We start from the raw sequence: 21,053 nt of genomic DNA, 5'->3' as shown, positions 1-21,053 counted from the left end.
TGTAGTCGCTGACCTGACCGGCGGTGACGAACAGGTTGAGCGGCCGGCCCTGGCTATCGCAAATAGCGTGCAGCTTGGTATTCATGCCGCCTTTCGTCCGACCAATCAGGCGTCCACGCCCCCCTTTTTGACGCCCATGCTGGTCGCTGTCCGGTGGGCTTTGAGATAAGTCGCGTCGATCATCACGGTCTTCTTCTCGCCGTGCCCGGCAGCGAGACCGGCCATCATCCGGGCAAAAACGCCCTTGTCGCTCCATCGCTTCCAGCGATTGTAGAGCGTCTTGTGAGGACCATAGACAGCGGGAGCATCGCGCCATCGCAAACCATTGCGGTTGATCAAGATTATCCCGCTCAACACACGCCGGTCATCGACACGCGGCTTACCGTGAGACTTGGGAAAGAAGGGCTCAAGACGCGCCATCTGCGCGTCGGTCAACCAGAAAAGATCAGACATGTTCACCGCTCGTTTTTCAGCCGTGAATCATGCCGACCGCTGGAAATCAATGGGTCCTGACCCTAGATAGCACGCGCCCGGTTCCAGAAGTGGCTGGCCGCATCGAAGGGTAAACCGGCTGGGTGATCGGGCAATTTGGCCAATTCGTCACGAGGCTGGCCATCGTTGGTTGTTTGGCAGGCCGGGCTTTTCCGCGCCTGATTGGATAGCACCCAGCTAGCACCCACGCAGAATTCCGGGTGCTATGAGGTCAGGGGACCAACGGCTGATCAGCGCCCAAACGTTTGATTTTGCGGGAGGGTTTTCTGGTGGAGCCTAGGGGAGTCGAACCCCTGACCTCTTGCATGCCATGCAAGCGCTCTCCCAACTGAGCTAAGGCCCCATGCAGGTACCGCCTGTGCGGTGGACGGACGTTTATGAGACGGTGCCGGATAGTGCAAGTCCAAAAAATCGGTTTTGCAAAATTTTTGCCGTCTTGCTGATCCGCAAAAATGAAACGAGGCGGCCGGGGGCCGCCTCGGGACGAAATCAGTTTTCGTCTTCCGATGACATGTCAGTGATGTCGTCCAGCGACACGTTGTCATTGTCATCGTCATCATCCAGCAGATCATCGTCCAGATCGACATCGACGTCATCGTCCAGAGCGATGTCATCGTCAGACTGCGATTCACGCGCCTTGGCGGATGCAGCATCCTCGGCGTCGGCGGCGATCATCCGGCTTTTGCCGGTTTCCATAACCACGATCTCGCCGGTGTAGGGGCTTACGATCGGGTCCTTGTTCAGGTCATAAAACCGCTTGCCAGTGGTCGGGCAAACGCGCTTTACGCCCCATTCTTCCTTGGGCATGTCAAATCCCCTTGATATCAGGTGAGTCGTATCAACGATTCAGGTCACGTGCCACATGCGGCGGGCACTGTCAAAGCCTTTGCGCAGGAGAAGTTGGGATATGGGGAAACATGCATTGCCCGGGACGCCTCCGGTGCCTTTGACATTGCGCAAGTCGGCGCGGGCACGGCGGATCAGTCTGCGGATTTCCCAACTGGACGGGCGGGTCACGCTGACCTTCCCGCAAGGCGTGCCCGAGGCCGAAGCGCTGAGTTTCGCCCGCACAAAGGAAAACTGGATCCGGCAGCATCTGCAGAACCAGCCCGGCCGGACGCCGGTGGAAATCGGCGGTTTCCTTCCAATCGAAGGGTCCGAGCGAAAAATCGTTGCCGCGACGGGGCGAAGGATCCAGATGCATGACGACCAGATCGCGGTTCCTTCGGGGGCCGAGGGGCGACGACTGGCCCGATTCCTCAAGGAACTCGCGCGCGACCGGTTGACAGAAGCCTGCGATGACTATGCCGCCATGTTGGGTCGTTCTTACAAAAGCCTGACCCTTCGGGATACGCGGTCACGCTGGGGATCGTGCAGTTCCGCCGGTGCGCTGATGTTCTCGTGGCGTCTGATTCTGGCACCTTCAGAAATTTTGCATTATGTCGCGGCCCACGAGGTGGCTCATCTGGTTGAGATGAACCACTCTCCGGCCTTCTGGGCGCAGGTCGAGCGGATTTTCGGACCCTGCAAGGATCAGCGGCGGTGGTTGCGCGACAACGGTGCGCGGCTGCATCAATACCGATTTGAAGCCGGGACGAGTTGACCCGGCTGATATTTGTGATCACATGGGCGCATGTTGAGCACACGTTCCACCGAGTCCCAGACCGCAACGCACGACCGCGTCTACCGGACGCTCAGGTCCCGTATCATGCATGGGGATATTGCCCCGGGGCAGGCGTTGACCCTGCGCGGGATCGGCAAAGAGTTTGGCGTATCCATGACACCGGCCCGCGAGGCGGTGCGCCGATTGGCGGCCGAAGGGGCACTGACCCTGTCGTCGTCAGGTCGCGTGTCGACCCCGGAACTCGGCAATGACCGGATCGAGGAACTGGCGGCCTTGCGTGCCCTGCTTGAGGTTGAACTGGCAAGCCGGGCACTGCCGCGGGCGCACATGGCGCTGATCGACCGGCTGCAGAGCATCAACATGACGGTTGCGGAAATGGTAACCAAACGGGATGCGGTCGGGTATATCCGCGCCAATCTTGAGTTCCACCGCACTTTGTACCTTCGGGCGCAGGCACCGGCGATGCTGGCAATTGCGGAAACCGTTTGGTTGCAACTGGGTCCGACGATGCGCGCACTCTATGGGCGGCTACGGCGCACAGAGCCGCCACACTACCACAAGCTGATCATAGCTGCGCTCAAGGCTGGCGATGAGCCAGGATTACGGCTGGCGGTACGGTCCGATGTGACGCAGGGCTTGCGGTTGCTGGTCAGCTAGGCGGCTTATTGCCGACGACATCCCGGTTGCCCCATTCGAGACAGGCGCAGGCCAGCGAGGTTCTGGCTCAAAAGCGCGGTCTGCGTTACCCTGGCCAAAACCACAACAAGAGCAGATTTCAGACATGATCAATCGACGGACCTTTTCTACGGGGCTTGGGTCGGCGCTGCTGGCCGCCTGTTCCGATATCAGTTCACCTGCGCGCGCGCCGGCTACACGGATGCAGGCTGTGCCCAATGCAGGCTGGGATGCCTGGGTTGCCGGGTTCAAGGGACGCGCGGCGTCTCAGGGAATTTCGCAGACCACAATCAATCGTGCGTTTCAGGGGGCGGGTTATTTGCCCGGCGTGATCGAACGCGACCGCAACCAGGTCGAGTTCAAGCGCTCGCTCGAGGATTATCTGGCCATTGCGGCCTCGGACGAGCGGATCAGCACCGGCAAACAGATGCTGCAGCGCCATGGCGCAACCTTGTCGCAAATTGAAGCCCAATACGGCGTCGACCGTGAAATCGTGGTGGCGGTCTGGGGGCTGGAAAGTCGCTATGGCGCGCGTCGGGGCGATGTGCCCGTTGTATCGGCACTGTCGACGCTGGCCTACGACGGACGGCGCGGCGAGTTCTTTGAAAAGCAATTGATCGCAGCGATGAAGATCCTGCAGAACGGCGATACGACCCCTGACAATATGACCGGCAGCTGGGCCGGGGCGATGGGGCACACGCAATTCATTCCGACGTCGTATCTGGCTTACGCGGTGGATTTCACCGGTGACGGGCGACGGGATATCTGGTCGGACGATCCGACCGACTCACTGGCCTCGACCGCGGCCTATCTGGCGCGCGCCGGTTGGGTGCGGGGCCAGAAGTGGGGTGGCGAGGTCGGAACGGTGTCAGGCACACCTGTCGCAGTGCTGCAGCCGCAGACGCCCGGACCGCGCATCGCGGTGTTCCGCAATTTTCAGGTGATCAAGCGCTACAACAACTCGGACAGCTACGCGATTGGTGTCGGGCATCTGGCCGACCGGATCGCGGGCGGTGCACCATTTCAGGCCTCGTTCGGGCCGGACGAGAACGGCCTGACCCTTGAAGACCGCAAGGAGTTGCAGCGTCGTTTGACGTCGGCCGGGTATGACACGGAAGGTGCGGATGGTGTGATCGGCAAGAAGTCCGAAGCCGCCATCAGCGACTACCAGCGGGCCAGTGGTCTGGCGGTAACTGGGACACCCTCGGCAGACTTGCTGCGCAGGCTTGGGGGCTGACGGCTCAGGCCGCCAACCCTTTCGATCCGATGTCGAGGAATTTCTGGCGGCGGTCCTTAATCAGGGCCGCTGCGTCTTTGCCTGCCAGTTCGGCCAGCATGGCCGTGATTGATGCGCGCACTGCCTCGACTGTCGCCGGACGATCGCGATGGGCACCGCCCTTGGGCTCGGGGATGATGTGATCGCAGACGCCAAGCTTGTGCAGATCCTGCGCGGTCAGGCGCAGGGCCTCGGCCGCTTCGCGCATTTTCTCGGAGTCCTTCCACAGGATCGAGGCGCAGCCTTCGGGCGAGATCACCGAGTAGACCGAATGCTCCAGCATCGCGACACGGTTTGCCGTAGCGAACGCAACCGCACCGCCCGAACCGCCTTCGCCAATGATGACCGAGACCAGTGGTACACCGATTTTCAGACACATCTCTGTCGACCGGGCGATTGCTTCGGACTGGCCGCGTTCTTCGGCGCCTTTGCCGGGATACGCGCCTGCGGTGTCGATCAGCGTAATCACCGGCAGGCCAAAACGGCCAGCCATCTCCATCAGACGTACGGCCTTGCGGTAGCCTTCGGGGCGGGCCATGCCGAAATTGCGTGCAATCCGGGACTTGGTGTCCGAGCCTTTCTCGTGCCCGATCACCATCACCGGCTGGTCGTCGAACCGCGCCAGACCGCCAATCACGGCCAGGTCGTCGGCAAAGTTCCGGTCACCGGCCAGGGGTGTGAACTCGGTAAACAGCGCGTCGACATAATCGTTGCAATGGGGGCGTTCCGGGTGGCGCGCCACCTGACATTTCCGCCACGGGGTCAGATCGCCGTACAGTTCATCCAGAAGTTTGGCCGCCTTGGCGTCCAGAGCAGCAGCTTCTTCAGCCACGTCCATCTCTTCGTTGGCACGGGCCAGCGCGCGCAGTTCCTCGGCCTTGCCTTCGATCTCGGCCAGGGGTTTTTCGAAATCCAGATACTGGGTCATGACGCCTCTCAACGCGGAAGTTCCCCGCTATATGAACTTGCCGCCAGAGGAATGCAACACAAGGCAAGCCGGGTCCTGAACCTGATCCGTAGCGGGTATGGCTGTTTCACAGCCGCAAGGCCATTGGCGCCCGCCTTCAGCATTTAGACACCTTTCTCGCTTTCATCCCGTGTTTTTGGCTCGAGAGATATGACTATTGCTCGTGGCATCGACGGATCCCGGATGTTGATGAATCGCATCCGGAATGTCACTGAACGGATCGCTGATCAGTTTCCGACCAAAGCTTGGCCGATATTCAATTAGGTAGTCAGTCCTGGGATTGTTCTGAGCCAAATGCTCGGGGATCATGCCCTGCGTCGGCAGAAGAGTGTTTTTGGCTTCTCTGCGAGAAGTCAAAAAGTGCGGAAGCAGCCAAACCGCGGCCAAACTAGTGAGTGAGACATGTCATGCAAGTCCATTGTTTTGGGCCATCGTTCGGGCTCAGGATTGGTCCAAGCGAAGATCGTAGCGTTTCAGTGTGTATTGGTTGGTGAGAATTCAGCAAGATTTGTGGTCGCGGAATATGCGACCCCGGTTAGGCAGGAAGAAGGAAGGGTACCGATGGCAGCCAGTTACGAAGATCGCATCCTGCGCGTTTTGGCCTACATTCATGACCACCCGGCAGGCGATCTGTCACTGGACACACTGGCCGACGTCGCCGCCATGTCGCGGTTTCACTGGCATCGTGTGTTTCGCGCCATCACGGGCGAGACCTGTGCGCAGGCCGTGCGCCGGATCAGGTTGCATCGGGCGGCGTGCTGGCTGGTGCAATCCGACAAGCCGGTTGCGCAGGTGGCCACCGATATCGGCTATCCCAACCTGAAATCCTTTGCGCGGGCCTTTTCCGAGGCCTATGGCAGCAGCCCCGCCGGTTTTCGCAAGGCCGGGCAATGCCTGCCAGCCAACCCACATTTCAGAACCGGAGGATATCCAATGCATCCCGTCACAACACGCACCGAACCCGCCCGCCGCGTTGTCGCGCTGCCTCACAAAGGCGCGTATGCCGAGATCGGCAAAAGCTTTGAAGCCTTTGGTGCCTTGTGCGAATCCCGCCAACTGTGGCCGCAGATGGGTCCTGTTATCGGGGTCTACCTCGACAGTCCCGATGACGTGCCCGAAGATCAACTGCGCAGCTATGCCGGTGCCGAACATCGGGGTGGTGCGACCCCCGATGGTATGGAAGCGCTGGAAATCCCCGGCGGCAATACCGCTGTGCTGACCTACAAGGGCCCGTATTCAGGTATTCACGCTGCCTATCACAGCCTGTTCGGCAACTGGCTGCCTGAATCCGGCGAGGAACCGGCGGATCGGCCTTGCTATGAAATTTACCTCAACGATCCGCGCGATACCGCGCCAGAAGACCTGCTGACTGAAATCTGTCTGCCACTGAAATAGCTCAACTCGGCCACAGCACCGGATAAAGCGAGGCCACCAGCAGCACCGCCATGGTCCAGTTGAAGGCCAGCAATCGGCGCGGGTTTGTTAAAACGCGCGCCATCTGTTGCCCAAGTACGGTCCAGACGCTGACCGAGGGAAGGTTGACCGCTCCGAAAACCAGCGCAACCACCATGATCGCACCCAGCGTCTGATCCGGCGTATAAGCGGCAGTTGCTGTCAGGGCCATGGCCCACGCCTTGGGGTTGACCCATTGAAACGAGGCGGCCTGAAGAAACGTCATTGGTGTACCCTTCGCGGCCTGACCCTGCGTCGGCGCGGCATTGGCAATCTTCCACGCCAGATACAGCAGATAAATCACAGAGGCTATTTTGAGTATCGTATAGCTGACCGGATAACGGTCGAAGGCCTGAACCAGCCCGGTTCCCACCAGCAGAACCATGAAGGTAAAGCCCAGCCCGACCCCCAACATGTGCGGGACGGTGCGCCGGAACCCGAAATTGGAACCCGACGCCATCAACATCAGGTTGTTCGGCCCCGGCGTGATCGAGGAAACGAATGCAAAAGCGATCAGGGCGAGTAGAAGTTCATAGGTCATGAAGCGAATAATTGCGGCAAAACCGGCAAATGAAATTGCGTTTTAATGCGTGCTTCCATTAGTTTTGCAACCAATGACCAAGATTGACGAAATAAACCGCCAAATATTGCGAGAACTGTCCCGGGACGGTCGTATCAGCAACCTGGACCTTGCTGACCGTGTTGGTCTGTCGCCATCTGCTTGTCTGCGCCGCGTGCAGGAGCTGGAACGTGCCGGTGTCATCACGGGTTATCGGGCGGTTCTAAACCCCGCAGCCCTGGGAGTGGGGTTTGTGGCCTATATCGGCGTAGGGTTGGGCGAGCACACCAAAGCCGCGCAGGAAGGGTTCGAGCGCGCATTGCAGCGTGCGCCGGAAGTGGTTGAATGCCACAATATTACCGGAACAATCGAGTATCTGCTGCGGGTGGAGTGTGCCGACCTGCCGTCCTACAAGACTTTCCATACCGAGGTGCTGGGAACCCTGCCGCATGTGACCTCAATTACGTCCTATGTTGTAATGGATTCACCAAAGGACGTAAGGGCCTGACGTTGAGATTGTGAACTTCAACCGACTTGCGAGGTGAATTTTCACGTCCTAGTGTCTTCGCAATAAAAAGGTCGGAAGGGGAGAAACCCCAAAGGACCACACTCAGGGAGAAGACCATGAAACTCTTTCGGATCGGTGCGCTGGCCACAGTCGCGGCAGTAATCGGCAGCACGGCCATGTCCGCGCCATTGAAACTGCAACCCGCAAACCCACAGCCCAACGCGAAGGCGGGACTGAACGTGAAATACGCATGGGAGGGGAATCCGCCGCGCAAGATTCAGAACCTCGCCAAAGTTGGTTTCCTGTTGAAAAAGGCCAAGGCGGGTCCGCCTTTGAGGGGACTGGATTACCGTGACACATCGGATGGTGATCCTGTCATGACTTTCAACGAAGCCTATAATGTGGCGGCGGAGATTACCGGTTTTATCCGTTTTGACTCGCCCGGCATTTACGAGTTGGAAACCTGGTCCAACGATGGAATTGACGCCTATGTCGGCGGTCAACAGATCGGATATGTCAACGGACGCCAGGGCTGCGAAGCCAACCAGCGCACCGAGGTCGAAGTGCCAAAGGCCGGGTGGTACCCGCTGAATATTAAGTATTTCCAGAAATACGGAACATCCTGCCTGATGATGAAATGGGGCAAAGCGGGTGAAAAAATGAAATGGACCCCGAACAGCGCATTCGGGCGCTGACGCCAAGCGGGGCAACAGTCGGTTGGCCCAACAGGTCTGTTTGATCGGGCATGTCGGGCTATTCCCAAAAAATGCACGAATTTTCACAAGGCCGCCTGCAAGTCTTTTTCATCGCACCTATCTTGGGTATGAAAACCACACCCCGGGTGCGATCCTCGGGGTCAACAAAGTAACTGCTGAACCTTCGGGAGCCCGCACATGTTAATTCGACGTCTCGCGCTAGCCGGGCTCTTTCTGGGAATGCTGCCGGCTGTGGCGCTGGCGCAATCTGATGAAAACTCTGCGGCGGAACTGTTTGTCGAACTCAACACACTTCAGGATATTGATGACGCCTGCCAGATGACTTTCGTGGTGCGAAATGACACGGGGCAAGGTGTTGACGCTGTTTCGTTTGAAGCCGTGATTTTCGACACCTCCGGAGGCGTGGATCGCCTGACGCTTCTGCTTCTGAGGGACCTTCCCGAGGGCCGTATGCGCGTGCGCCAGTTCAACCTTTCCGGATTGTCCTGCGAGAAGATCGGTCAGGTTCTTTTCAACGGTACGAATTCCTGTCAGGTCAACGGGGCAGAAAGCGACATATGCCGGGAAACGCTGACGCTTGGCAGCCGTGTCGACGTGGAGCTACTGGGATGAGCCCGCTGGTTGCGCTGCGCGAGATCGTGGCCCTGGGTGGGCCGGTGGTTGCGATCCTGATCGTGATGTCGGTGCTGACGCTCGCCGTCACGCTGTACAAGCTCTGGCAGTTTGCCGCGTGCGGCGTGGGTCGGCATCGGGTGTTGTCTCAGGCGCTAGCGGCCTGGGATGCGGGTGATCGGCAGCTTGCGCGTGACCGTCTGACACAAAGCCACAGCTACCTTGCTCCACTCGTGAATGCGGCGATGGACGCACCGGATGCACCGGGCCTGTCCGAGCGGCTGGATGCCGAGGCCGGGCTGGCGCTGGCGGGGTTAGAGCGGGGTTTTCGCCTGCTTGATACCGTTGCGCAACTTGCGCCGCTGCTGGGGCTGTTCGGAACCGTTCTGGGTATGATCGAAGCGTTCCAGAGCCTGCAATCCGCCGGGGCTTCGGTCGATCCCTCGCTTTTGGCTGGCGGTATCTGGGTTGCGCTGATCACCACGGCAGTCGGGCTGGCGGTCGCTATGCCAACCTCGATGGTGTTGTCGTGGTTCGAAAGCCGGACAGCACGCGAGCGTGTGTTCGCTGACAAGGCACTGCGAACCGTGCTGGTTCCGGGGCAGGGCATTCAGGCCGCGACGGGCAGAGCGCATACCCCGGTCGCGCCCGAACATGCGTAATACCGCACCCTTCGTCCGACGCCCATTGTCGATGACGCCACTCATTGACGTCATTTTCCTGCTTTTGTTGTTCTTCATGCTGTCCTCGACCTTTTCCCGCTTTGGCGAGATCGAACTAAGCAGCGCAACCAGCGGTGAGGCGGCCTCGGATGCGCCGTCGGAACGCGCTTTCGTGCAATTGGGGTCGACCCGGCTGGTACTGAACGGCGCGCCGGTCACGCCCGAGGAACTGGCAGCCCGGGTCGAAGCGGGTCAGGTTCTGATCAGCATGGACAACGACGCCACAGCACAGCATCTGGTTGATATTCTGGCTCTGCTGCGTGGCCGTGAAGACCTCAGCGTTCTGGTGCTGGAGTAAGGCCATGATCCGCCGCGCCCGCCCCAGCCGTAAACGTGATTCCACCATTGCGTTGATCAATGTCATCTTCCTGATGCTGATTTTCTTTCTGATAACGGGCACGCTGGCACCACCAATGGACGGGGATCTTGAACTGGTGAACACGTCCGATCTGGCCGGGCGCGAACCACCCGACGCGCTGGTGCTGCACAGCGACGGAACACTTAGTTTTCGCGGTGCTCCATCCAGCGCCGAGGCCTACATGCAAACACATGATGCAGGTCCGGTACGGATCGTTCCGGACCGCAACGCGCAGGGTCAGCGCCTGATCGAAATCACCACTTCCTTGCGCCGTCTGGGGGCAACATCGGTCTTTGTCGTGACCGAACAGGCGCTCGAATGATCCGCGGGTCTGCCCTGATTGCCGCCGTGGCGATCGCGATTTCGGTGATGGTTCACTTGATGGGGCTTACTCTGACGACACCGGCGCTGCCCGGATCTGAGACACCGGATACCCGGCCTGACAGGGTGGCAATGGGCAATGCCTTCGAGGACCTGGTCGAGCCCGTGGCGGAGCCCGTCGAACCCGAGCCTGCTGAAACGCCCGAGTCGCCAGAGGAAACGCCGCCCGAACCCGAACGGACGGAACCGGTTCCGATCACCGAGGCGCTGGTCGCCTCAAACGACCCAAAGCCGGTGCCGTCCCCTGATACCGGCGAAGCCGAAATCGTTCAGCCAGAGATTGCAGAGCCGGTTCAGCCTTCAATTACTGCCGAAGAAGCCGATGGCGACGACAAACCCAGCGCCGATGAAGCCAACTCCGATCCCATCGAGGCGGAAACCGCAGCCGAAGCGCCTCAGGGCGATCCTGATGCAATCGAGGCTGCGGCAGAACCCGAACAGCCTGCCGCTCTGCCTGTCGTACCCGAAGCGGCCGCCACCCCGCCGATCACAGCCATTGTTCCACCCGTGCAGGAAGCGGTGGAACCGGAGATCGCCGCTCTGTCACCGATACCGGAAGCGGCGGAAACAGTGGAAGAATCTGAAGATTCAGAGCTCGCCGTGACCACCTCAATCAGGCCACGCCTTCCGGACCGGCGACCAACAACGGAACGGCAAGGTGTATTGAAGGGATCGAGGGATTTCAGCGACTTGCGCTTTCCTGATCAGGTAGTCGATTCGCCTTTGACCGTTTATCGCCGCGAAGGCATCGATAGGTTCAGGCAGGGCAGCGGGGGATCGCGTTCGGGCGGGCGCGGGCCTGGGAACTCCGATGTAACCAACTATGCCGGGCAGGTTCTGGTACATCTGAATCGCGCACCGGTTGTGTTTGTTTCGGCCCGAGGTTTTGCGCAGGTGTTTTTCCAGATCGATCCCGACGGTTCACTGGCCTGGGTCGAAATCGTGGACAGTTCCGGCTCGCTCGAAGTTGAACGCGCGGCCCGCGAACAGGTCAGGCGCGCTGCACCGTTCCCACGCCCGCCCAGCGGAACCAGCCGCAAGCTGTCATTCTTCTACCAGAACAACTGATTACGGTGGGAAGTTGATGTCAATCGAACAGGGTGACAGTCGACCCGTTCGTGAGTGCCGTAAATGCGGCTTCGATATCTGACCGCAGATTCCGAACCAAAGACAGCTCCGGAAGATCCTGGGGCGCAAAAAACGCGACCTCACTTGTTTCCATGCCGGGTTTTGGTGCTGTGACGCTGCTTTCCTCGCACAGAAAGAACAGTTTGTAGAAATCTCGTATGTCCGCCGGATACGGGTGGCGTGCCTTGTGTCGCAGCGCGTAAAGCTGACGTGCGCGGACCCGCAGTCCGGCCTCTTCCCAGACTTCGCGTTCAATGTTTTCCGCCGGGGAACTGCCGATATCAGCAAAACCGCCCGGCATCGCCCATCGTCCGTCGCTGCGTTCACGGACCAGAAGGATTCGGCCGTCGCGAATAATTGCGCCGCGAATATCAATGCTGGGCGTTGCGTAACCGCCTGTATGGTCGGATATCAGCCCTTCGATCCGTGACAGCGGGACGTGGCCAAGATCAGCCAGCATGGCGCGCGCCAAAGCGGCGATCTCGTCATAGCGTTCGCGGTCAAAACCGTCCGTGGTAAAGTGCTGCCCGGTCTCGGACAGCGCCAGCAGACGTTTCGCCCGCGCAAGCCAGGTATCCTCCAGCGCGGTCGGATCCTGGCGCATCCCGGTCAGCGACGGCGGTCGCGGCGGGCGCTCATGGGTTGAAAGGCCACGCCCACATGCGCCTCGCAATAGGGTTTGCCCTGTTCAACCGGCAGACCGCAGAACCAGAAATCTTCGGTTGCGGGGTCGCCGACCGGCCATTTGCAGGTTTTCTCGGTCAGTTCCATCAAAGTCAGCTTTTTGGCCTTCTTTTCGACCTCGTTGACCTTGGCCAGCGCTTCGGGGCTGATCTCGTTGGCCGACGGTTGCGGCGGCAGGGGCTGACCGGCCGGGATGATCTGACGACGGGCCGGAATGGCGGGCTTGGCTTCGGCTGCCGGGGCAGGGGCCGGGCGTGCCGGTTCGGTCTTCGGTGCAGGTTTTTGCTTGGCTTCCGCCTTTGGTTCGGGGGCTGGTTTTTCCTTGGGTTCAGCCTTGGCCGGTGCCGCGCCCGTGGTCCGGTTCGACAGGCCCAGACGGTGCACCTTGCCGATCACGGCGTTGCGGGTCACACCACCCAGTTCCTTGGCGATCTGGCTGGCCGACTGGCCCTCGCCCCACATCTTCTTCAGTAGTTCTACACGCTCGTCAGTCCAGGACATCATTTGCCTTTCAAAAGCGGAAAGCGGCCCCGGATTCGGGCCGCCTTGGGAATTCGTATCAGCCCCCTATTTTAATCACTGCAGCCCGAGTTACAAGCTGTCTTCGAATCAGGTTGAGGTCAGATGATGCAAATTCCCGCAGATCAGAATACGCGCCATTTCGGAGTAGTGAACTGGATGGGCCTTTACACGCTGGCGCAGCGCGAGACCCTGCGCTTTCTGGCGGTGTGGACGCAGACTTTGCTGGCCCCGCTGGTGACCGCGGGGTTGTTCCTGCTGATCTTCAATATCGCTATCGGCCCAGGCAGGCCGGACGTGATGGGTGCGCCGTTCCTGACCTTCCTGGCCCCCGGAATCATGATGATGACAGTCATTCAGAACGCCTTTGCCAACACATCATCCTCGATGGTGATCGCCAAGGTGCAGGGAAACATTGTCGACACTCTGATGCCTCCGCTTTCGCCGCTGGAGATTTTGCTGGGCTATCTGGCCGGTGGCATCGCTAGGGGGCTATTGATTGCCTGCGTTGTCGCCATCGCGCTGGCAGTGGTCCTGGGGCTGGTGCCGCAACATCCGCTGACAGCGCTGATTTTTGTGCTGCTTGGCGGCGCTTTCATGGGGGCACTCGGGCTGCTTGCCGGAATTTTCGCCAACAAATTCGACCAGATGGCGGCGATCACCAATTTCATTGTCACACCGTTGGCCTTTTTGTCGGGCACCTTCTACTCGGTCGAAGCCTTGCCACCGGTGCTAAACCGCCTGAGCCATCTGAATCCCGTCTTTTATCTGATTGACGGGTTGCGTTACGGGATGATCGGCGTGTCCGACAGTTCGCCGTGGCTGGGCATGGCCGTCTGCGCAGGCGCGACGGGCCTGATAGGCGCGCTGACCTGGCAGATGCTGCGAACAGGGTATCGGCTAAAGGCCTAGGCGGCTTCGGCCAGCGCACCCGGCTGCAACGGGACCCGGGGTCGTCCCAGCCTGGGGTGCAACCGTGCAGCTACCGCCCATGCCCCAAACAGGGCACCGCCGCCGGCCGCAAACACGCCTGCAACCGGCGTAGCCAGAAGTACCAGTGAGGCCACGCCCGGCGTCAGAATGCCCGATACGTCCCGATAGCTGGAATAGATAGCAGACATCTCGGTCCGCTCCGACGGTTTCACGGCCATCAGAAATGGCAACCCGGCGCAGATATCCAGCACGATCAGCCAGACCGACCCCAAAACCAGCGCCGCAACCGACACGGTGGGCCATCCCGCCACCGCCCCGGCGATGACGAAACAGACCCCACAGGCGGCAAAACCCGTCCGAACCGCAGCCCGCAAAGACCGCGCCTGGACCCAGCGCAGAATCAATGGGGCGACAAACAGCATTGCATTGGTTCCCGACAGCAGAATGCCGCCAAGCTGTTCACCCAGCCCGTTCTGAATGGCAAAGATTGGCAGGTAGACCACATAGATCCACCAGCCGCACGAGCGGATCATCGCAAACAGATATCCGGCCACCAGCCGGGGCTGGGAGAAGAAACGAGGCAGAAACGCCAGTGGATTCGTTGCCGGTCCGCGTGCTTTGGTGATCAGTTTGCCATTGCCCAGGCGCATGCTCCAGAACAGGATCAGCATGCCAAAAGAGGCGACCGCGCTGATCACGAAAGGCGCTGGTGCCCATAGTTCCATCAGCAATACGCCGGCCATCGGTCCGCCAGTCCAGCCCAGCGCGCTGTAAAACATGCGGCTGGTTTCACAGCGTCCAAGTTCGATTTTGCTGATGTAATCCAGCACGTAAGCGTTGAAGCAGACAAATGTCACAACTGTCGCCACCGTGTTTATGGCCAAGGCAGTCACCACGGCGGTCGGGCTGCCCTTGATGGCCAGAACAGCGCTGACCATGAACATCACGCAGCCGATGGTGTACGCCCAGCGCCGCGGAATGAAGCGAATGATGAATGGCACCATCAGACCGGCCGTCAGTGACACGATCCCCACCAGAAAATACACAACGGAAACCGAAGACGCGTCGCCCAGCGCGCGATACATCACCAGCGGAAAGACCGAAATCAGAATGCCGCGAACAATCGCCTCAAAACCCGCAAGCAGTCCGAACTCGCGAACCGACGGGGCAGGAGCATGGCGGACCCATTCCGGGATTCGGCGTTCGTGCATCGCGTAATCTCTCTAAACAACAAACAACTTCGACCAGAATGCGGGTCTCGGATCAGGTGTCGTGAAGATTTGCGACACCGAGGTCGCCCTCGGGCCAAAAACGTTGGCAGTTTCCGGATATTTTTATTGCCGCGCGCGAGCCTCGCGCCAGACCAGAATCAGGGCGCCGGTCAGGATGATGGCCGAGCCTGCCAAGCTGACCGCATCCGGAATCACGCCAAAAACAGCAAAATCGTACAGGGCGGCAAAGATCAGGGTCGCGTAGCTGATCGGCACCACGAATGAGGCGTCAGCCCTGGCCATACCGTTGACAAAACAGGCCTGCGCACAGGCCATGAGCCCACCGATCCCCGCCAGAGCGACCCATTGTGCAGGGGTGGGCGGCTGCCAAACCGCAACTACTGCAACCGTTGCGATGCCCAGCCCGATAGAGTTGTTCACCAGCAGAATCTGGATCGGAATTTCACGACCCGAGAGTTTCTTGATAAATATCAGCTCCATCCCGATCACAGGAGCCGCCGTCAGCGCCAAAAGCGCTGCGGGCTGAAAACTGGCCGGCGTGGGGCGCAACAGGATCAGCGCGCCTGTCAGGGCCACCGCTGCCGCCAGCCAGCGCCAGGGACCGACCGACTCTTTCAGAAGTGGGATGGCGAGCATCATCGCAAAGACGGGGTTCAGGAAGGAAATCGCAGTCGCATCCGCTATTGGAATATACGCGACCGAGGCAAACATCAGCGTGACCCCCAACCAGCCAAAGCTGGTCCGCCCGACATGCAGCCCCCAATGCGGTCGCCGCAGATTCGGACGCAGCGCGACGACCGCGCTGATGATCACGACAAAGGCAAACAGAAACCGCCCATGGCTGATCTGCATCGGATGAAGCGCCGGACCAAGCGTATCGGTGCCCAGCGCCTTGGCCAGCAGTGTTGTGCCCGCGATCAGCGCGCTTGCAACAAAGATGAGAAAAGCCGCAAGGGCAGGGTTCTGGCGCGCCGGGGTCATGGTTCAGCGGTGCGCGACGCAGGGCGAAATGACAAGTGCCAAATGCTTGTGTCAGAGTGAAATTATGCGGTCCACTCAATTTCGGGGTTTTCAGAAACCGAAGGTCCCGCTATACGGCCCGCATGATCAAACACGCACATATCCTGCGCCTCCGACGCCGACGCCTGACGGCGTAACCGGCCCTGTTGATCCTTTGTGCTGTTCAAATCAGCGCAATCTCCACCAAATCAGTTGACGAAACCGGCCTTCGTGTATCACTCACGGGGCTTAACCAATCTGAAAAGGATGATCCGATGATCCCGTCCGTTCTGCCGACCTACAATCGCGCACCGCTTTCATTCGTGAAAGGCGAAGGTGCCTGGCTGACCGAGGCGGACGGCCGACGTTTTCTGGACCTCGGCGCCGGGATCGCGGTGAACGCGCTGGGGCACGCGCATCCGGCACTGGTTGCGGCTCTGACGGATCAGGCGCACGCGTTGTGGCATGTTTCGAACCTGTACCAGATCCCTCAACAGCAGGCGCTGGCCGACAAACTGGTCGAACACACATTCGCGGATACCGTATTCTTCACCAATTCCGGTACCGAAGCCTGTGAACTGGCCGTCAAGATGGCTCGGAAGCACTTCTATGACAAAGATCAGCCGGACCGGATCGAGATCATTACCTTCGAGGGATCTTTTCACGGGCGTTCCTCGGCAGGTATTGCCGCCGCAGGGTCCGAGAAGATGACCAAGGGCTTCGGTCCGCTGCTGCCCGGTTTCGTTCATGTAGCCTTCGGCGATCTGGACGGTGTCACAAACGCCATCACCGAACATACAGCCGCGATCATGATCGAACCCGTTCAGGGCGAAGGGGGCATTCGCCCGGTTCCGGATGCGGAGCTCAAGGCGCTGCGCCAGATCTGCAACGATAACGGAATCCTGCTGATCCTGGACGAAGTGCAATGCGGTGTCGGCCGTACCGGAAAGCTCTTTGCTCATGAATGGGCGGGTATTACGCCTGATATCATGTTGGTTGCCAAGGGTATAGGAGGGGGCTTCCCGCTGGGTGCCGTGCTGGCAACCGAGGATGCGGCGAACGGCATGACAGCGGGCACACATGGGTCCACCTATGGCGGCAACCCGCTGGGTTGCGCGGTAGGCTGTGCAGTGATCGATCAGGTCGCCACACCGGCCTTCCTCGAAGGCGTGAATCGCAAGGCCGGCCTGCTGCGCCAGAAACTCGAAAGCCTGATCGCCAATCATCCTGACGTGTTCGAAGAAGTGCGCGGTGCCGGTCTGATGCTGGGCCTCAAATGCAAGCCGACAAACACCGACGTGGTGAATGCCGGCTATGACAACGCGGTCATCACCGTACCCGCTGCCGATAACGTCATTCGCCTCCTGCCACCGCTCACGCTGACCGAGGACGATATCGCGCAGGCCATGATCCGCCTGGAAAAAGCCGCCCGACAGGTCGAAGCCAGTCTCGCAACCGCCTGATCTTCATCTTTTCCCAAATACTCCGGGGGTCCGGGGGCTGGCCCCCGGCGTCCGACAGCCAAAAGCGAAATGAAATGAACCATTTTCTCGACATCCATAAAACCGATGCGGCAGCCCTGCGCAGCATGATCGATCAAGCCGACGCCATGAAGAAGGCGCGCCTCGGCCGCCCCAAGGCGGCTCATGACGATGAACAGCCGCTCAAGGATCGCATGGTCGCGCTGATCTTCGAAAAGCCTTCGACCCGAACCCGCGTGTCGTTTGATGTGGGCGTGCGCCAGATGGGCGGGCAGACCATGGTTCTGTCCGGCAAGGATATGCAATTGGGCCATGGAGAAACCATCGCCGACACCGCCCGTGTGCTATCGCGCTACGTGGACATGATCATGATCCGGACCTTTGACGAAACCATCCTGACCGAAATGGCCGAATACTCGGATGTCCCCGTCATTAACGGTCTGACTGACCGCACCCATCCCTGCCAGATCATGGCGGACGTCTTGACGTTTGAAGAACACCGCGGCCCCATCGCTGGCAAAAAGGTGGTCTGGACAGGCGACGGCAACAATGTGTGTGCTTCGTTCCTGCATGCTGCAGGCCAGTTCGGCTTCGATCTGACGTTCACGGGACCCGCTCAATTCGATCCGGAAGAAGAGTTCATGGGCTTTGCCCGCCAAAAGGGCTCGAAGATCGTGGTCGAACGTGATCCCTACAAAGCGGTTGAAGGTGCCGATCTGGTGGTCGCCGACACCTGGGTCTCGATGCACGATTCCCAGTCTGCCAAGGAACGCCGTCACAACCTGCTGCGCCCCTATCAGGTCAATGCCGAACTGATGGCCCACGCCAAACCCGACGCGTTGTTCATGCATTGCCTGCCGGCGCACCGGGAAGAGGAAGCCACGTCCGAGGTTATGGATGGCCCGAACTCGGTCATTTTTGATGAGGCCGAAAACCGTCTTCACGCGCAAAAGGCGGTCATGCGCTGGTGTCTGGGTGTCTGACGCCTAAAGGCAATAACTGGGCGGGGCCGTCGCGCCTTGCCCTTTTGATCGTCTGCGCCCATAAACGCTGCAACGCAGAAACGACAGGAGAGCACAATGATCGGACGTTTGAACCACGTCGCCATCGCCGTTCCGGACCTCGAAGCCGCATCCGCGCAATACAGCAACGCGCTGGGCGCAAAGGTTGGCGCGCCTCAGGATGAGCCGGACCACGGTGTAACCGTCGTTTTCATCGAGTTGCCGAACACCAAGATCGAACTGCTCTATCCGCTGGGCGACAACAGCCCGATCAACGGGTTTCTGGAAAAGAACCCTGCGGGCGGCATTCACCATGTGTGTTACGAGGTCGAAGATATCATTGCCGCTCGTGACCACCTGAAGGAAACCGGCGCCCGTGTCCTGGGATCAGGAGAGCCCAAGATCGGTGCCCACGGGAAACCTGTTCTGTTCCTGCACCCCAAGGATTTCAACGGATGTCTGGTCGAACTCGAGCAGGTCTGACCACAGCCTCGGAGGGTCTGATATGACGATCACGGCAGCGATTGTTTTGTTTGCGGTCATCTGGTTCATGACCTTGCTGGTGGTGTTGCCCATCCGTATCAAAACTCAGGGCGATCTGGGCGAGATCGTTCCGGGCACCCATGCGGGTGCTCCGGAAGTGCATCACATGAAGAAAAAGATGTGGATCACCACCGGAATCTCGGCCGTCCTGTGGGCCATCATCGCCGGTATCATCGTGTCCGGCGTGATCTCGGTGCAGGATTTCGACTGGCTGAACCAGCTTGACCGGCAGGGATAGCCCTTACAAGTCCGTGGCTGACAGTTGATGGTAGATATGCGTGAACGTGGCTGCTCCGATAATGGGGATCAGCAGGTTTACAAGCGGCACTGACAGCGGAATTGCCATCAACGTGCCGGCTATCCAGATGGTTGCGGAATGCCTGGCGCGCAGCTTGCGCGCGCCATCGCGGCCCAGTCGGCGCATCGCTGCCAGAGTGAAGTATTCACGCCCCAACAGGAATCCGTTCAGCGCCCAGAAGATAAACGGGGCAAGCGGCGTGAAGATCACGTAAAGAACCAGCGCCAGCAGGTTGGCCGCGATCAGAACGCCCAAAAAGTTCACTGTATCCTTCAACGCCTCGGTGACCGGAATTCCTGCAACCGGTGGCAGATTGGGATAGTGCCTGTCCTCGACGGCCTGCGCGACCTCATCCAGAAACATCGACGTGATGGCCGAGGCGACGGGCACCATCAGAAACACGGACAGTACCATCATCAACAGCAGCGAGGAGACACTGAGCAGATCGTTCAGCCACGTGACCTCACCCAGCAAGGGTAAAGTGGCCTGGTCGCCGACAAGCGCATTGATAAGCCACAGGAAACCGGCATAAGCCACGACCAGCAATGCGAAAGTCAAGCCGACGCCCAGCAGCAGGACCTTGCGGAATCTCGGATCTCCGATCTGGCCGAGCGCCAGAAAGAACGACTGAAAGATAATCATTCAACAACCCATTGCGTCAGCGCGGTCACATCCGGGCGCGGGCGTTCCGGTGGTTCCGCTCCTTCGGTCGCGATGTGAATCAGGCCCGCTACACGCTCGTGATCGGCCAGGCCCAGAGCGTCCTTGCAGAACTTGCGGTCATGGACTTGCCAGCCTGACAGCCAGTTCGCGCCCCAGCCGGCGGCTAGCGCCGCGTTCAAAAGCGCCAGACAGACCGCTCCGGCGGAATAGGTCTGCTCGATGGCGGGAATTTTTTCCGATGGTTTCTGAACCTCGATTACCGCTACGGCCAGATGACCCATGTCGAACTGGCTGCGGGCCTTGGAAATATCTTCAGGCGATTTCCCTAGTCGAGCGCCGCAGTCCCCGGTCAGCTCCGAAAGACGGGCCATCGCCCCTTTTTCCAGCACAAGAAAACGCCAGGGCTCGAGCTTGCCATGATCCGGACTGCGAGCTGCTGCCGTAAGCAGTGGCATCAGTTCTTCCCGTGTGGGGGCTGGCGCGATCAGCGTTTTGGCCGGACGTGAGCGGCGGATTTGTAGAAACTCCAGAGCAGCCGGATTCTTGAGAGGCATATGTTAACTTCCTTTACATAGGCAGTTTGTATCTTGGGTGGCACTGCCTCTGATTCAAGGGCAAGCTGTTTTGGTGTCAGATCAATTTCACTCTGTCCCCGTTCATGCAAGGGTGTTGCGAACAGGGAAGCAGGATGGTCAAAGCAAAACTGCGATATTTACCGGATCTGAGCGCACATGTGGTGCCGGGCAAACAGATTTCGGTCAGGGTTACTCCAAAAGCAGCGCGTGACAGCATTGCGGTGGACGGCACCACTCTGCGTGTCTGTGTCACCGCCGCACCTGAAGACGGAAGGGCAAACAAGGCGGTTCGGAATCTTTTGGCACGCTCCATGGGGATTTCGGCGTCTGTCTTGATCCTGAAGCACGGTCAGACCGCTCGTGACAAAACCTTTGTCTATGATCCCTGAGGTGGCGTTTCGCGTATCTGATAGACCCCCTCGGGCAGGTCCAGCGCCGCCGCCAAGTCGCGCACCTGTTCGGGTGACAGGGTAATTTTCTGAACCTGGTCCGTGCGCGGATCCAATTGTTCAAGCGTCACACATTCTGCGAAACTGTTGATAACGACATCTTCGTTCAAAGGCTTTTCGCCTTCGTCCACCAGGGTAATGACTGTCGAGTCGAATTCATGCTCAATCGAAAACATAAAAGCAAAGTGCAGGGCCAACGCAGGTAA

Annotated in this window: 27 protein-coding genes, 1 tRNA gene and 1 pseudogene; 17 read left to right on the top strand and 12 right to left on the bottom strand. The window is 59.5% G+C overall.

What is annotated here, in order from left to right; translation table 11 throughout:
* The 3 genes and pseudogenes from ACR0J8_RS01865 to ACR0J8_RS01855 all read right to left on the bottom strand — a co-directional run.
* A pseudogene (locus tag ACR0J8_RS01865) lies at positions 1 to 453 on the bottom strand (IS5 family transposase); the annotation flags it as partial.
* Positions 454 to 759: 306 nt separating this feature from the next.
* Positions 760 to 835 (bottom strand) — tRNA-Ala (locus tag ACR0J8_RS01860).
* Positions 836 to 981: 146 nt separating this feature from the next.
* Positions 982 to 1,299, bottom strand: a complete 318-nt coding sequence (locus ACR0J8_RS01855; RefSeq protein ID WP_170609631.1) for a TIGR02300 family protein — start codon at positions 1,297 to 1,299, stop codon at positions 982 to 984.
* A gap of 100 nt (positions 1,300 to 1,399) precedes the next feature.
* Between ACR0J8_RS01855 and ACR0J8_RS01850 the strand changes: the two genes are divergently transcribed.
* The 3 genes from ACR0J8_RS01850 (at position 1,400) to ACR0J8_RS01840 (ending at position 4,028) form a co-directional block, all read left to right on the top strand.
* Complete coding sequence (locus ACR0J8_RS01850) at positions 1,400 to 2,095, top strand: M48 family metallopeptidase (RefSeq protein WP_480525516.1); 696 nt, start codon at positions 1,400 to 1,402, stop codon at positions 2,093 to 2,095.
* Between the two features lie 30 nt (positions 2,096 to 2,125).
* Complete coding sequence (locus ACR0J8_RS01845; RefSeq protein WP_170609635.1) at positions 2,126 to 2,773, top strand: GntR family transcriptional regulator; 648 nt, start codon at positions 2,126 to 2,128, stop codon at positions 2,771 to 2,773.
* A 124-nt stretch (positions 2,774 to 2,897) separates the two neighbouring features.
* Positions 2,898 to 4,028 carry a lytic murein transglycosylase gene (locus ACR0J8_RS01840; protein ID WP_480525519.1) on the top strand — a complete coding sequence of 377 codons (1,131 nt, stop codon included), beginning with the start codon at positions 2,898 to 2,900 and terminating at the stop codon, positions 4,026 to 4,028.
* A gap of 4 nt (positions 4,029 to 4,032) precedes the next feature.
* Here ACR0J8_RS01840 and ACR0J8_RS01835 read toward each other — a convergent pair whose 3' ends face one another.
* Positions 4,033 to 4,995, bottom strand: a complete 963-nt coding sequence (locus ACR0J8_RS01835; RefSeq protein ID WP_480888798.1) for an acetyl-CoA carboxylase carboxyltransferase subunit alpha — start codon at positions 4,993 to 4,995, stop codon at positions 4,033 to 4,035.
* 600 nt (positions 4,996 to 5,595) lie between these two features.
* On the opposite strand from ACR0J8_RS01835, the gene ACR0J8_RS01830 reads away from it, so the two are divergent.
* On the top strand, positions 5,596 to 6,429 hold the full coding sequence (locus ACR0J8_RS01830) for an AraC family transcriptional regulator (protein WP_480888796.1): 834 nt from the start codon (positions 5,596 to 5,598) through the stop codon (positions 6,427 to 6,429).
* A gap of 1 nt (position 6,430) precedes the next feature.
* Here the strand turns inward: ACR0J8_RS01830 and ACR0J8_RS01825 are convergent, their stop codons facing one another.
* Positions 6,431 to 7,027: a LysE family translocator gene (locus tag ACR0J8_RS01825; RefSeq protein ID WP_480888795.1), complete on the bottom strand. Its 597-nt coding sequence runs from the start codon at positions 7,025 to 7,027 to the stop codon at positions 6,431 to 6,433.
* Positions 7,028 to 7,100: 73 nt separating this feature from the next.
* Between ACR0J8_RS01825 and ACR0J8_RS01820 the strand changes: the two genes are divergently transcribed.
* The 7 genes from ACR0J8_RS01820 to ACR0J8_RS01790 all read left to right on the top strand — a co-directional run bounded on the left by ACR0J8_RS01820 (position 7,101) and on the right by ACR0J8_RS01790 (position 11,410).
* Positions 7,101 to 7,553 carry an Lrp/AsnC family transcriptional regulator gene (locus tag ACR0J8_RS01820; RefSeq protein WP_170609644.1) on the top strand — a complete coding sequence of 151 codons (453 nt, stop codon included), beginning with the start codon at positions 7,101 to 7,103 and terminating at the stop codon, positions 7,551 to 7,553.
* 116 nt (positions 7,554 to 7,669) lie between these two features.
* Positions 7,670 to 8,248 carry a PA14 domain-containing protein gene (locus ACR0J8_RS01815; RefSeq protein WP_480525524.1) on the top strand — a complete coding sequence of 193 codons (579 nt, stop codon included), beginning with the start codon at positions 7,670 to 7,672 and terminating at the stop codon, positions 8,246 to 8,248.
* A gap of 198 nt (positions 8,249 to 8,446) precedes the next feature.
* Positions 8,447 to 8,881: a hypothetical protein gene (locus ACR0J8_RS01810; protein ID WP_480525525.1), complete on the top strand. Its 435-nt coding sequence runs from the start codon at positions 8,447 to 8,449 to the stop codon at positions 8,879 to 8,881.
* Entirely contained in the window at positions 8,878 to 9,543 is a 666-nt protein-coding gene (locus ACR0J8_RS01805) for a MotA/TolQ/ExbB proton channel family protein (protein ID WP_170609650.1), read from the top strand. Before ACR0J8_RS01810 ends, ACR0J8_RS01805 begins: the two co-directional genes overlap by 4 nt.
* A 31-nt stretch (positions 9,544 to 9,574) precedes the next feature.
* Positions 9,575 to 9,901, top strand: coding sequence for an ExbD/TolR family protein (locus ACR0J8_RS01800; RefSeq protein ID WP_480525527.1), 327 nt, complete (start codon positions 9,575 to 9,577; stop codon positions 9,899 to 9,901).
* Positions 9,902 to 9,905: 4 nt separating this feature from the next.
* Positions 9,906 to 10,283: an ExbD/TolR family protein gene (locus tag ACR0J8_RS01795; protein ID WP_480525529.1), complete on the top strand. Its 378-nt coding sequence runs from the start codon at positions 9,906 to 9,908 to the stop codon at positions 10,281 to 10,283.
* Positions 10,280 to 11,410 (top strand): energy transducer TonB family protein, encoded by a 1,131-nt coding sequence (locus ACR0J8_RS01790; protein WP_480525531.1) that lies wholly within the window; start codon positions 10,280 to 10,282, stop codon positions 11,408 to 11,410. Before ACR0J8_RS01795 ends, ACR0J8_RS01790 begins: the two co-directional genes overlap by 4 nt.
* A gap of 19 nt (positions 11,411 to 11,429) precedes the next feature.
* Here ACR0J8_RS01790 and ACR0J8_RS01785 read toward each other — a convergent pair whose 3' ends face one another.
* Both ACR0J8_RS01785 and ACR0J8_RS01780 read right to left on the bottom strand, forming a co-directional pair.
* A complete protein-coding gene (locus tag ACR0J8_RS01785) occupies positions 11,430 to 12,074 on the bottom strand; it encodes an NUDIX hydrolase (protein ID WP_480888791.1) in 645 nt (214 codons plus the stop codon).
* A gap of 5 nt (positions 12,075 to 12,079) precedes the next feature.
* The gene (locus ACR0J8_RS01780) at positions 12,080 to 12,655 is read right to left on the bottom strand and encodes a GcrA family cell cycle regulator (protein ID WP_170610884.1); all 576 of its coding nucleotides are present in this window, start codon (positions 12,653 to 12,655) and stop codon (positions 12,080 to 12,082) included.
* A gap of 126 nt (positions 12,656 to 12,781) precedes the next feature.
* On the opposite strand from ACR0J8_RS01780, the gene ACR0J8_RS01775 reads away from it, so the two are divergent.
* Positions 12,782 to 13,585 carry an ABC transporter permease gene (locus ACR0J8_RS01775; protein WP_480525738.1) on the top strand — a complete coding sequence of 268 codons (804 nt, stop codon included), beginning with the start codon at positions 12,782 to 12,784 and terminating at the stop codon, positions 13,583 to 13,585.
* Here ACR0J8_RS01775 and ACR0J8_RS01770 read toward each other — a convergent pair.
* Entirely contained in the window at positions 13,582 to 14,817 is a 1,236-nt protein-coding gene (locus ACR0J8_RS01770; protein WP_480888789.1) for an MFS transporter, read from the bottom strand. The genes ACR0J8_RS01775 and ACR0J8_RS01770 overlap by 4 nt on opposite strands.
* Positions 14,818 to 14,940: 123 nt before the next feature.
* On the bottom strand, positions 14,941 to 15,819 hold the full coding sequence (locus ACR0J8_RS01765) for a DMT family transporter (protein ID WP_480888788.1): 879 nt from the start codon (positions 15,817 to 15,819) through the stop codon (positions 14,941 to 14,943).
* Between the two features lie 293 nt (positions 15,820 to 16,112).
* Between ACR0J8_RS01765 and ACR0J8_RS01760 the strand changes: the two genes are divergently transcribed.
* From ACR0J8_RS01760 to ACR0J8_RS01745, 4 genes are all read left to right on the top strand, one after another.
* Entirely contained in the window at positions 16,113 to 17,300 is a 1,188-nt protein-coding gene (locus tag ACR0J8_RS01760; RefSeq protein ID WP_480525536.1) for an acetylornithine transaminase, read from the top strand.
* Positions 17,301 to 17,374: 74 nt separating this feature from the next.
* Positions 17,375 to 18,301 carry an ornithine carbamoyltransferase gene (argF, locus tag ACR0J8_RS01755; RefSeq protein WP_170609664.1) on the top strand — a complete coding sequence of 309 codons (927 nt, stop codon included), beginning with the start codon at positions 17,375 to 17,377 and terminating at the stop codon, positions 18,299 to 18,301.
* A gap of 96 nt (positions 18,302 to 18,397) precedes the next feature.
* Complete coding sequence (gene mce / locus ACR0J8_RS01750) at positions 18,398 to 18,802, top strand: methylmalonyl-CoA epimerase (RefSeq protein ID WP_170609666.1); 405 nt, start codon at positions 18,398 to 18,400, stop codon at positions 18,800 to 18,802.
* Positions 18,803 to 18,824: 22 nt separating this feature from the next.
* Positions 18,825 to 19,100, top strand: a complete 276-nt coding sequence (locus ACR0J8_RS01745; RefSeq protein WP_170609668.1) for a DUF1467 family protein — start codon at positions 18,825 to 18,827, stop codon at positions 19,098 to 19,100.
* Between the two features lie 3 nt (positions 19,101 to 19,103).
* Here the strand turns inward: ACR0J8_RS01745 and ACR0J8_RS01740 are convergent, their stop codons facing one another.
* Both ACR0J8_RS01740 and ACR0J8_RS01735 read right to left on the bottom strand, forming a co-directional pair.
* Positions 19,104 to 19,802: an EI24 domain-containing protein gene (locus tag ACR0J8_RS01740; protein ID WP_480525539.1), complete on the bottom strand. Its 699-nt coding sequence runs from the start codon at positions 19,800 to 19,802 to the stop codon at positions 19,104 to 19,106.
* Positions 19,799 to 20,377: a nitroreductase family protein gene (locus ACR0J8_RS01735; RefSeq protein WP_480525541.1), complete on the bottom strand. Its 579-nt coding sequence runs from the start codon at positions 20,375 to 20,377 to the stop codon at positions 19,799 to 19,801. Before ACR0J8_RS01735 ends, ACR0J8_RS01740 begins: the two co-directional genes overlap by 4 nt.
* A 134-nt stretch (positions 20,378 to 20,511) precedes the next feature.
* On the opposite strand from ACR0J8_RS01735, the gene ACR0J8_RS01730 reads away from it, so the two are divergent.
* On the top strand, positions 20,512 to 20,787 hold the full coding sequence (locus ACR0J8_RS01730) for a DUF167 domain-containing protein (protein ID WP_480525543.1): 276 nt from the start codon (positions 20,512 to 20,514) through the stop codon (positions 20,785 to 20,787).
* On the opposite strand, the gene ACR0J8_RS01725 is transcribed toward ACR0J8_RS01730, so the two are convergent.
* Positions 20,775 to 21,023 (bottom strand): hypothetical protein, encoded by a 249-nt coding sequence (locus ACR0J8_RS01725; RefSeq protein WP_170609675.1) that lies wholly within the window; start codon positions 21,021 to 21,023, stop codon positions 20,775 to 20,777. The two genes, ACR0J8_RS01730 and ACR0J8_RS01725, sit on opposite strands and share 13 nt — an antisense overlap.
* Positions 21,024 to 21,053: the final 30 nt, after the last annotated feature.

This window comes from Ruegeria sp. N11, from assembly GCF_056531525.1.
Note: the sequence above shows the minus strand (reverse complement) of the source record. Positions and strands in the feature narration are given on the sequence as shown.

Bases quoted from the DNA above. Each gene is read 5' to 3' on its own strand.
- argF (WP_170609664.1), top strand. From the start codon at position 17,375: ATGAACCATTTTCTCGACATCCATAAAACCGATGCGGCAGCCCTGCGC.
- ACR0J8_RS01795 (WP_480525529.1), top strand. From the start codon at position 9,906: ATGATCCGCCGCGCCCGCCCCAGCCGTAAACGTGATTCCACCATTGCG.
- ACR0J8_RS01725 (WP_170609675.1), bottom strand. From the start codon at position 21,023: ATGTTTTCGATTGAGCATGAATTCGACTCGACAGTCATTACCCTGGTG.
- ACR0J8_RS01825 (WP_480888795.1), bottom strand. From the start codon at position 7,027: ATGACCTATGAACTTCTACTCGCCCTGATCGCTTTTGCATTCGTTTCC.
- ACR0J8_RS01730 (WP_480525543.1), top strand. From the start codon at position 20,512: ATGGTCAAAGCAAAACTGCGATATTTACCGGATCTGAGCGCACATGTG.
- ACR0J8_RS01845 (WP_170609635.1), top strand. From the start codon at position 2,126: ATGTTGAGCACACGTTCCACCGAGTCCCAGACCGCAACGCACGACCGC.
- ACR0J8_RS01775 (WP_480525738.1), top strand. From the start codon at position 12,782: ATGCAAATTCCCGCAGATCAGAATACGCGCCATTTCGGAGTAGTGAAC.
- ACR0J8_RS01850 (WP_480525516.1), top strand. From the start codon at position 1,400: ATGGGGAAACATGCATTGCCCGGGACGCCTCCGGTGCCTTTGACATTG.
- ACR0J8_RS01785 (WP_480888791.1), bottom strand. From the start codon at position 12,074: ATGCGCCAGGATCCGACCGCGCTGGAGGATACCTGGCTTGCGCGGGCG.
- ACR0J8_RS01855 (WP_170609631.1), bottom strand. From the start codon at position 1,299: ATGCCCAAGGAAGAATGGGGCGTAAAGCGCGTTTGCCCGACCACTGGC.
- ACR0J8_RS01780 (WP_170610884.1), bottom strand. From the start codon at position 12,655: ATGTCCTGGACTGACGAGCGTGTAGAACTACTGAAGAAGATGTGGGGC.
- ACR0J8_RS01765 (WP_480888788.1), bottom strand. From the start codon at position 15,819: ATGACCCCGGCGCGCCAGAACCCTGCCCTTGCGGCTTTTCTCATCTTT.
- ACR0J8_RS01810 (WP_480525525.1), top strand. From the start codon at position 8,447: ATGTTAATTCGACGTCTCGCGCTAGCCGGGCTCTTTCTGGGAATGCTG.
- ACR0J8_RS01760 (WP_480525536.1), top strand. From the start codon at position 16,113: ATGATCCCGTCCGTTCTGCCGACCTACAATCGCGCACCGCTTTCATTC.
- ACR0J8_RS01735 (WP_480525541.1), bottom strand. From the start codon at position 20,377: ATGCCTCTCAAGAATCCGGCTGCTCTGGAGTTTCTACAAATCCGCCGC.
- ACR0J8_RS01740 (WP_480525539.1), bottom strand. From the start codon at position 19,802: ATGATTATCTTTCAGTCGTTCTTTCTGGCGCTCGGCCAGATCGGAGAT.
- ACR0J8_RS01745 (WP_170609668.1), top strand. From the start codon at position 18,825: ATGACGATCACGGCAGCGATTGTTTTGTTTGCGGTCATCTGGTTCATG.
- ACR0J8_RS01790 (WP_480525531.1), top strand. From the start codon at position 10,280: ATGATCCGCGGGTCTGCCCTGATTGCCGCCGTGGCGATCGCGATTTCG.
- ACR0J8_RS01770 (WP_480888789.1), bottom strand. From the start codon at position 14,817: ATGCACGAACGCCGAATCCCGGAATGGGTCCGCCATGCTCCTGCCCCG.
- ACR0J8_RS01820 (WP_170609644.1), top strand. From the start codon at position 7,101: ATGACCAAGATTGACGAAATAAACCGCCAAATATTGCGAGAACTGTCC.
- ACR0J8_RS01835 (WP_480888798.1), bottom strand. From the start codon at position 4,995: ATGACCCAGTATCTGGATTTCGAAAAACCCCTGGCCGAGATCGAAGGC.
- ACR0J8_RS01830 (WP_480888796.1), top strand. From the start codon at position 5,596: ATGGCAGCCAGTTACGAAGATCGCATCCTGCGCGTTTTGGCCTACATT.
- ACR0J8_RS01800 (WP_480525527.1), top strand. From the start codon at position 9,575: ATGACGCCACTCATTGACGTCATTTTCCTGCTTTTGTTGTTCTTCATG.
- ACR0J8_RS01805 (WP_170609650.1), top strand. From the start codon at position 8,878: ATGAGCCCGCTGGTTGCGCTGCGCGAGATCGTGGCCCTGGGTGGGCCG.
- ACR0J8_RS01815 (WP_480525524.1), top strand. From the start codon at position 7,670: ATGAAACTCTTTCGGATCGGTGCGCTGGCCACAGTCGCGGCAGTAATC.
- ACR0J8_RS01840 (WP_480525519.1), top strand. From the start codon at position 2,898: ATGATCAATCGACGGACCTTTTCTACGGGGCTTGGGTCGGCGCTGCTG.
- mce (WP_170609666.1), top strand. From the start codon at position 18,398: ATGATCGGACGTTTGAACCACGTCGCCATCGCCGTTCCGGACCTCGAA.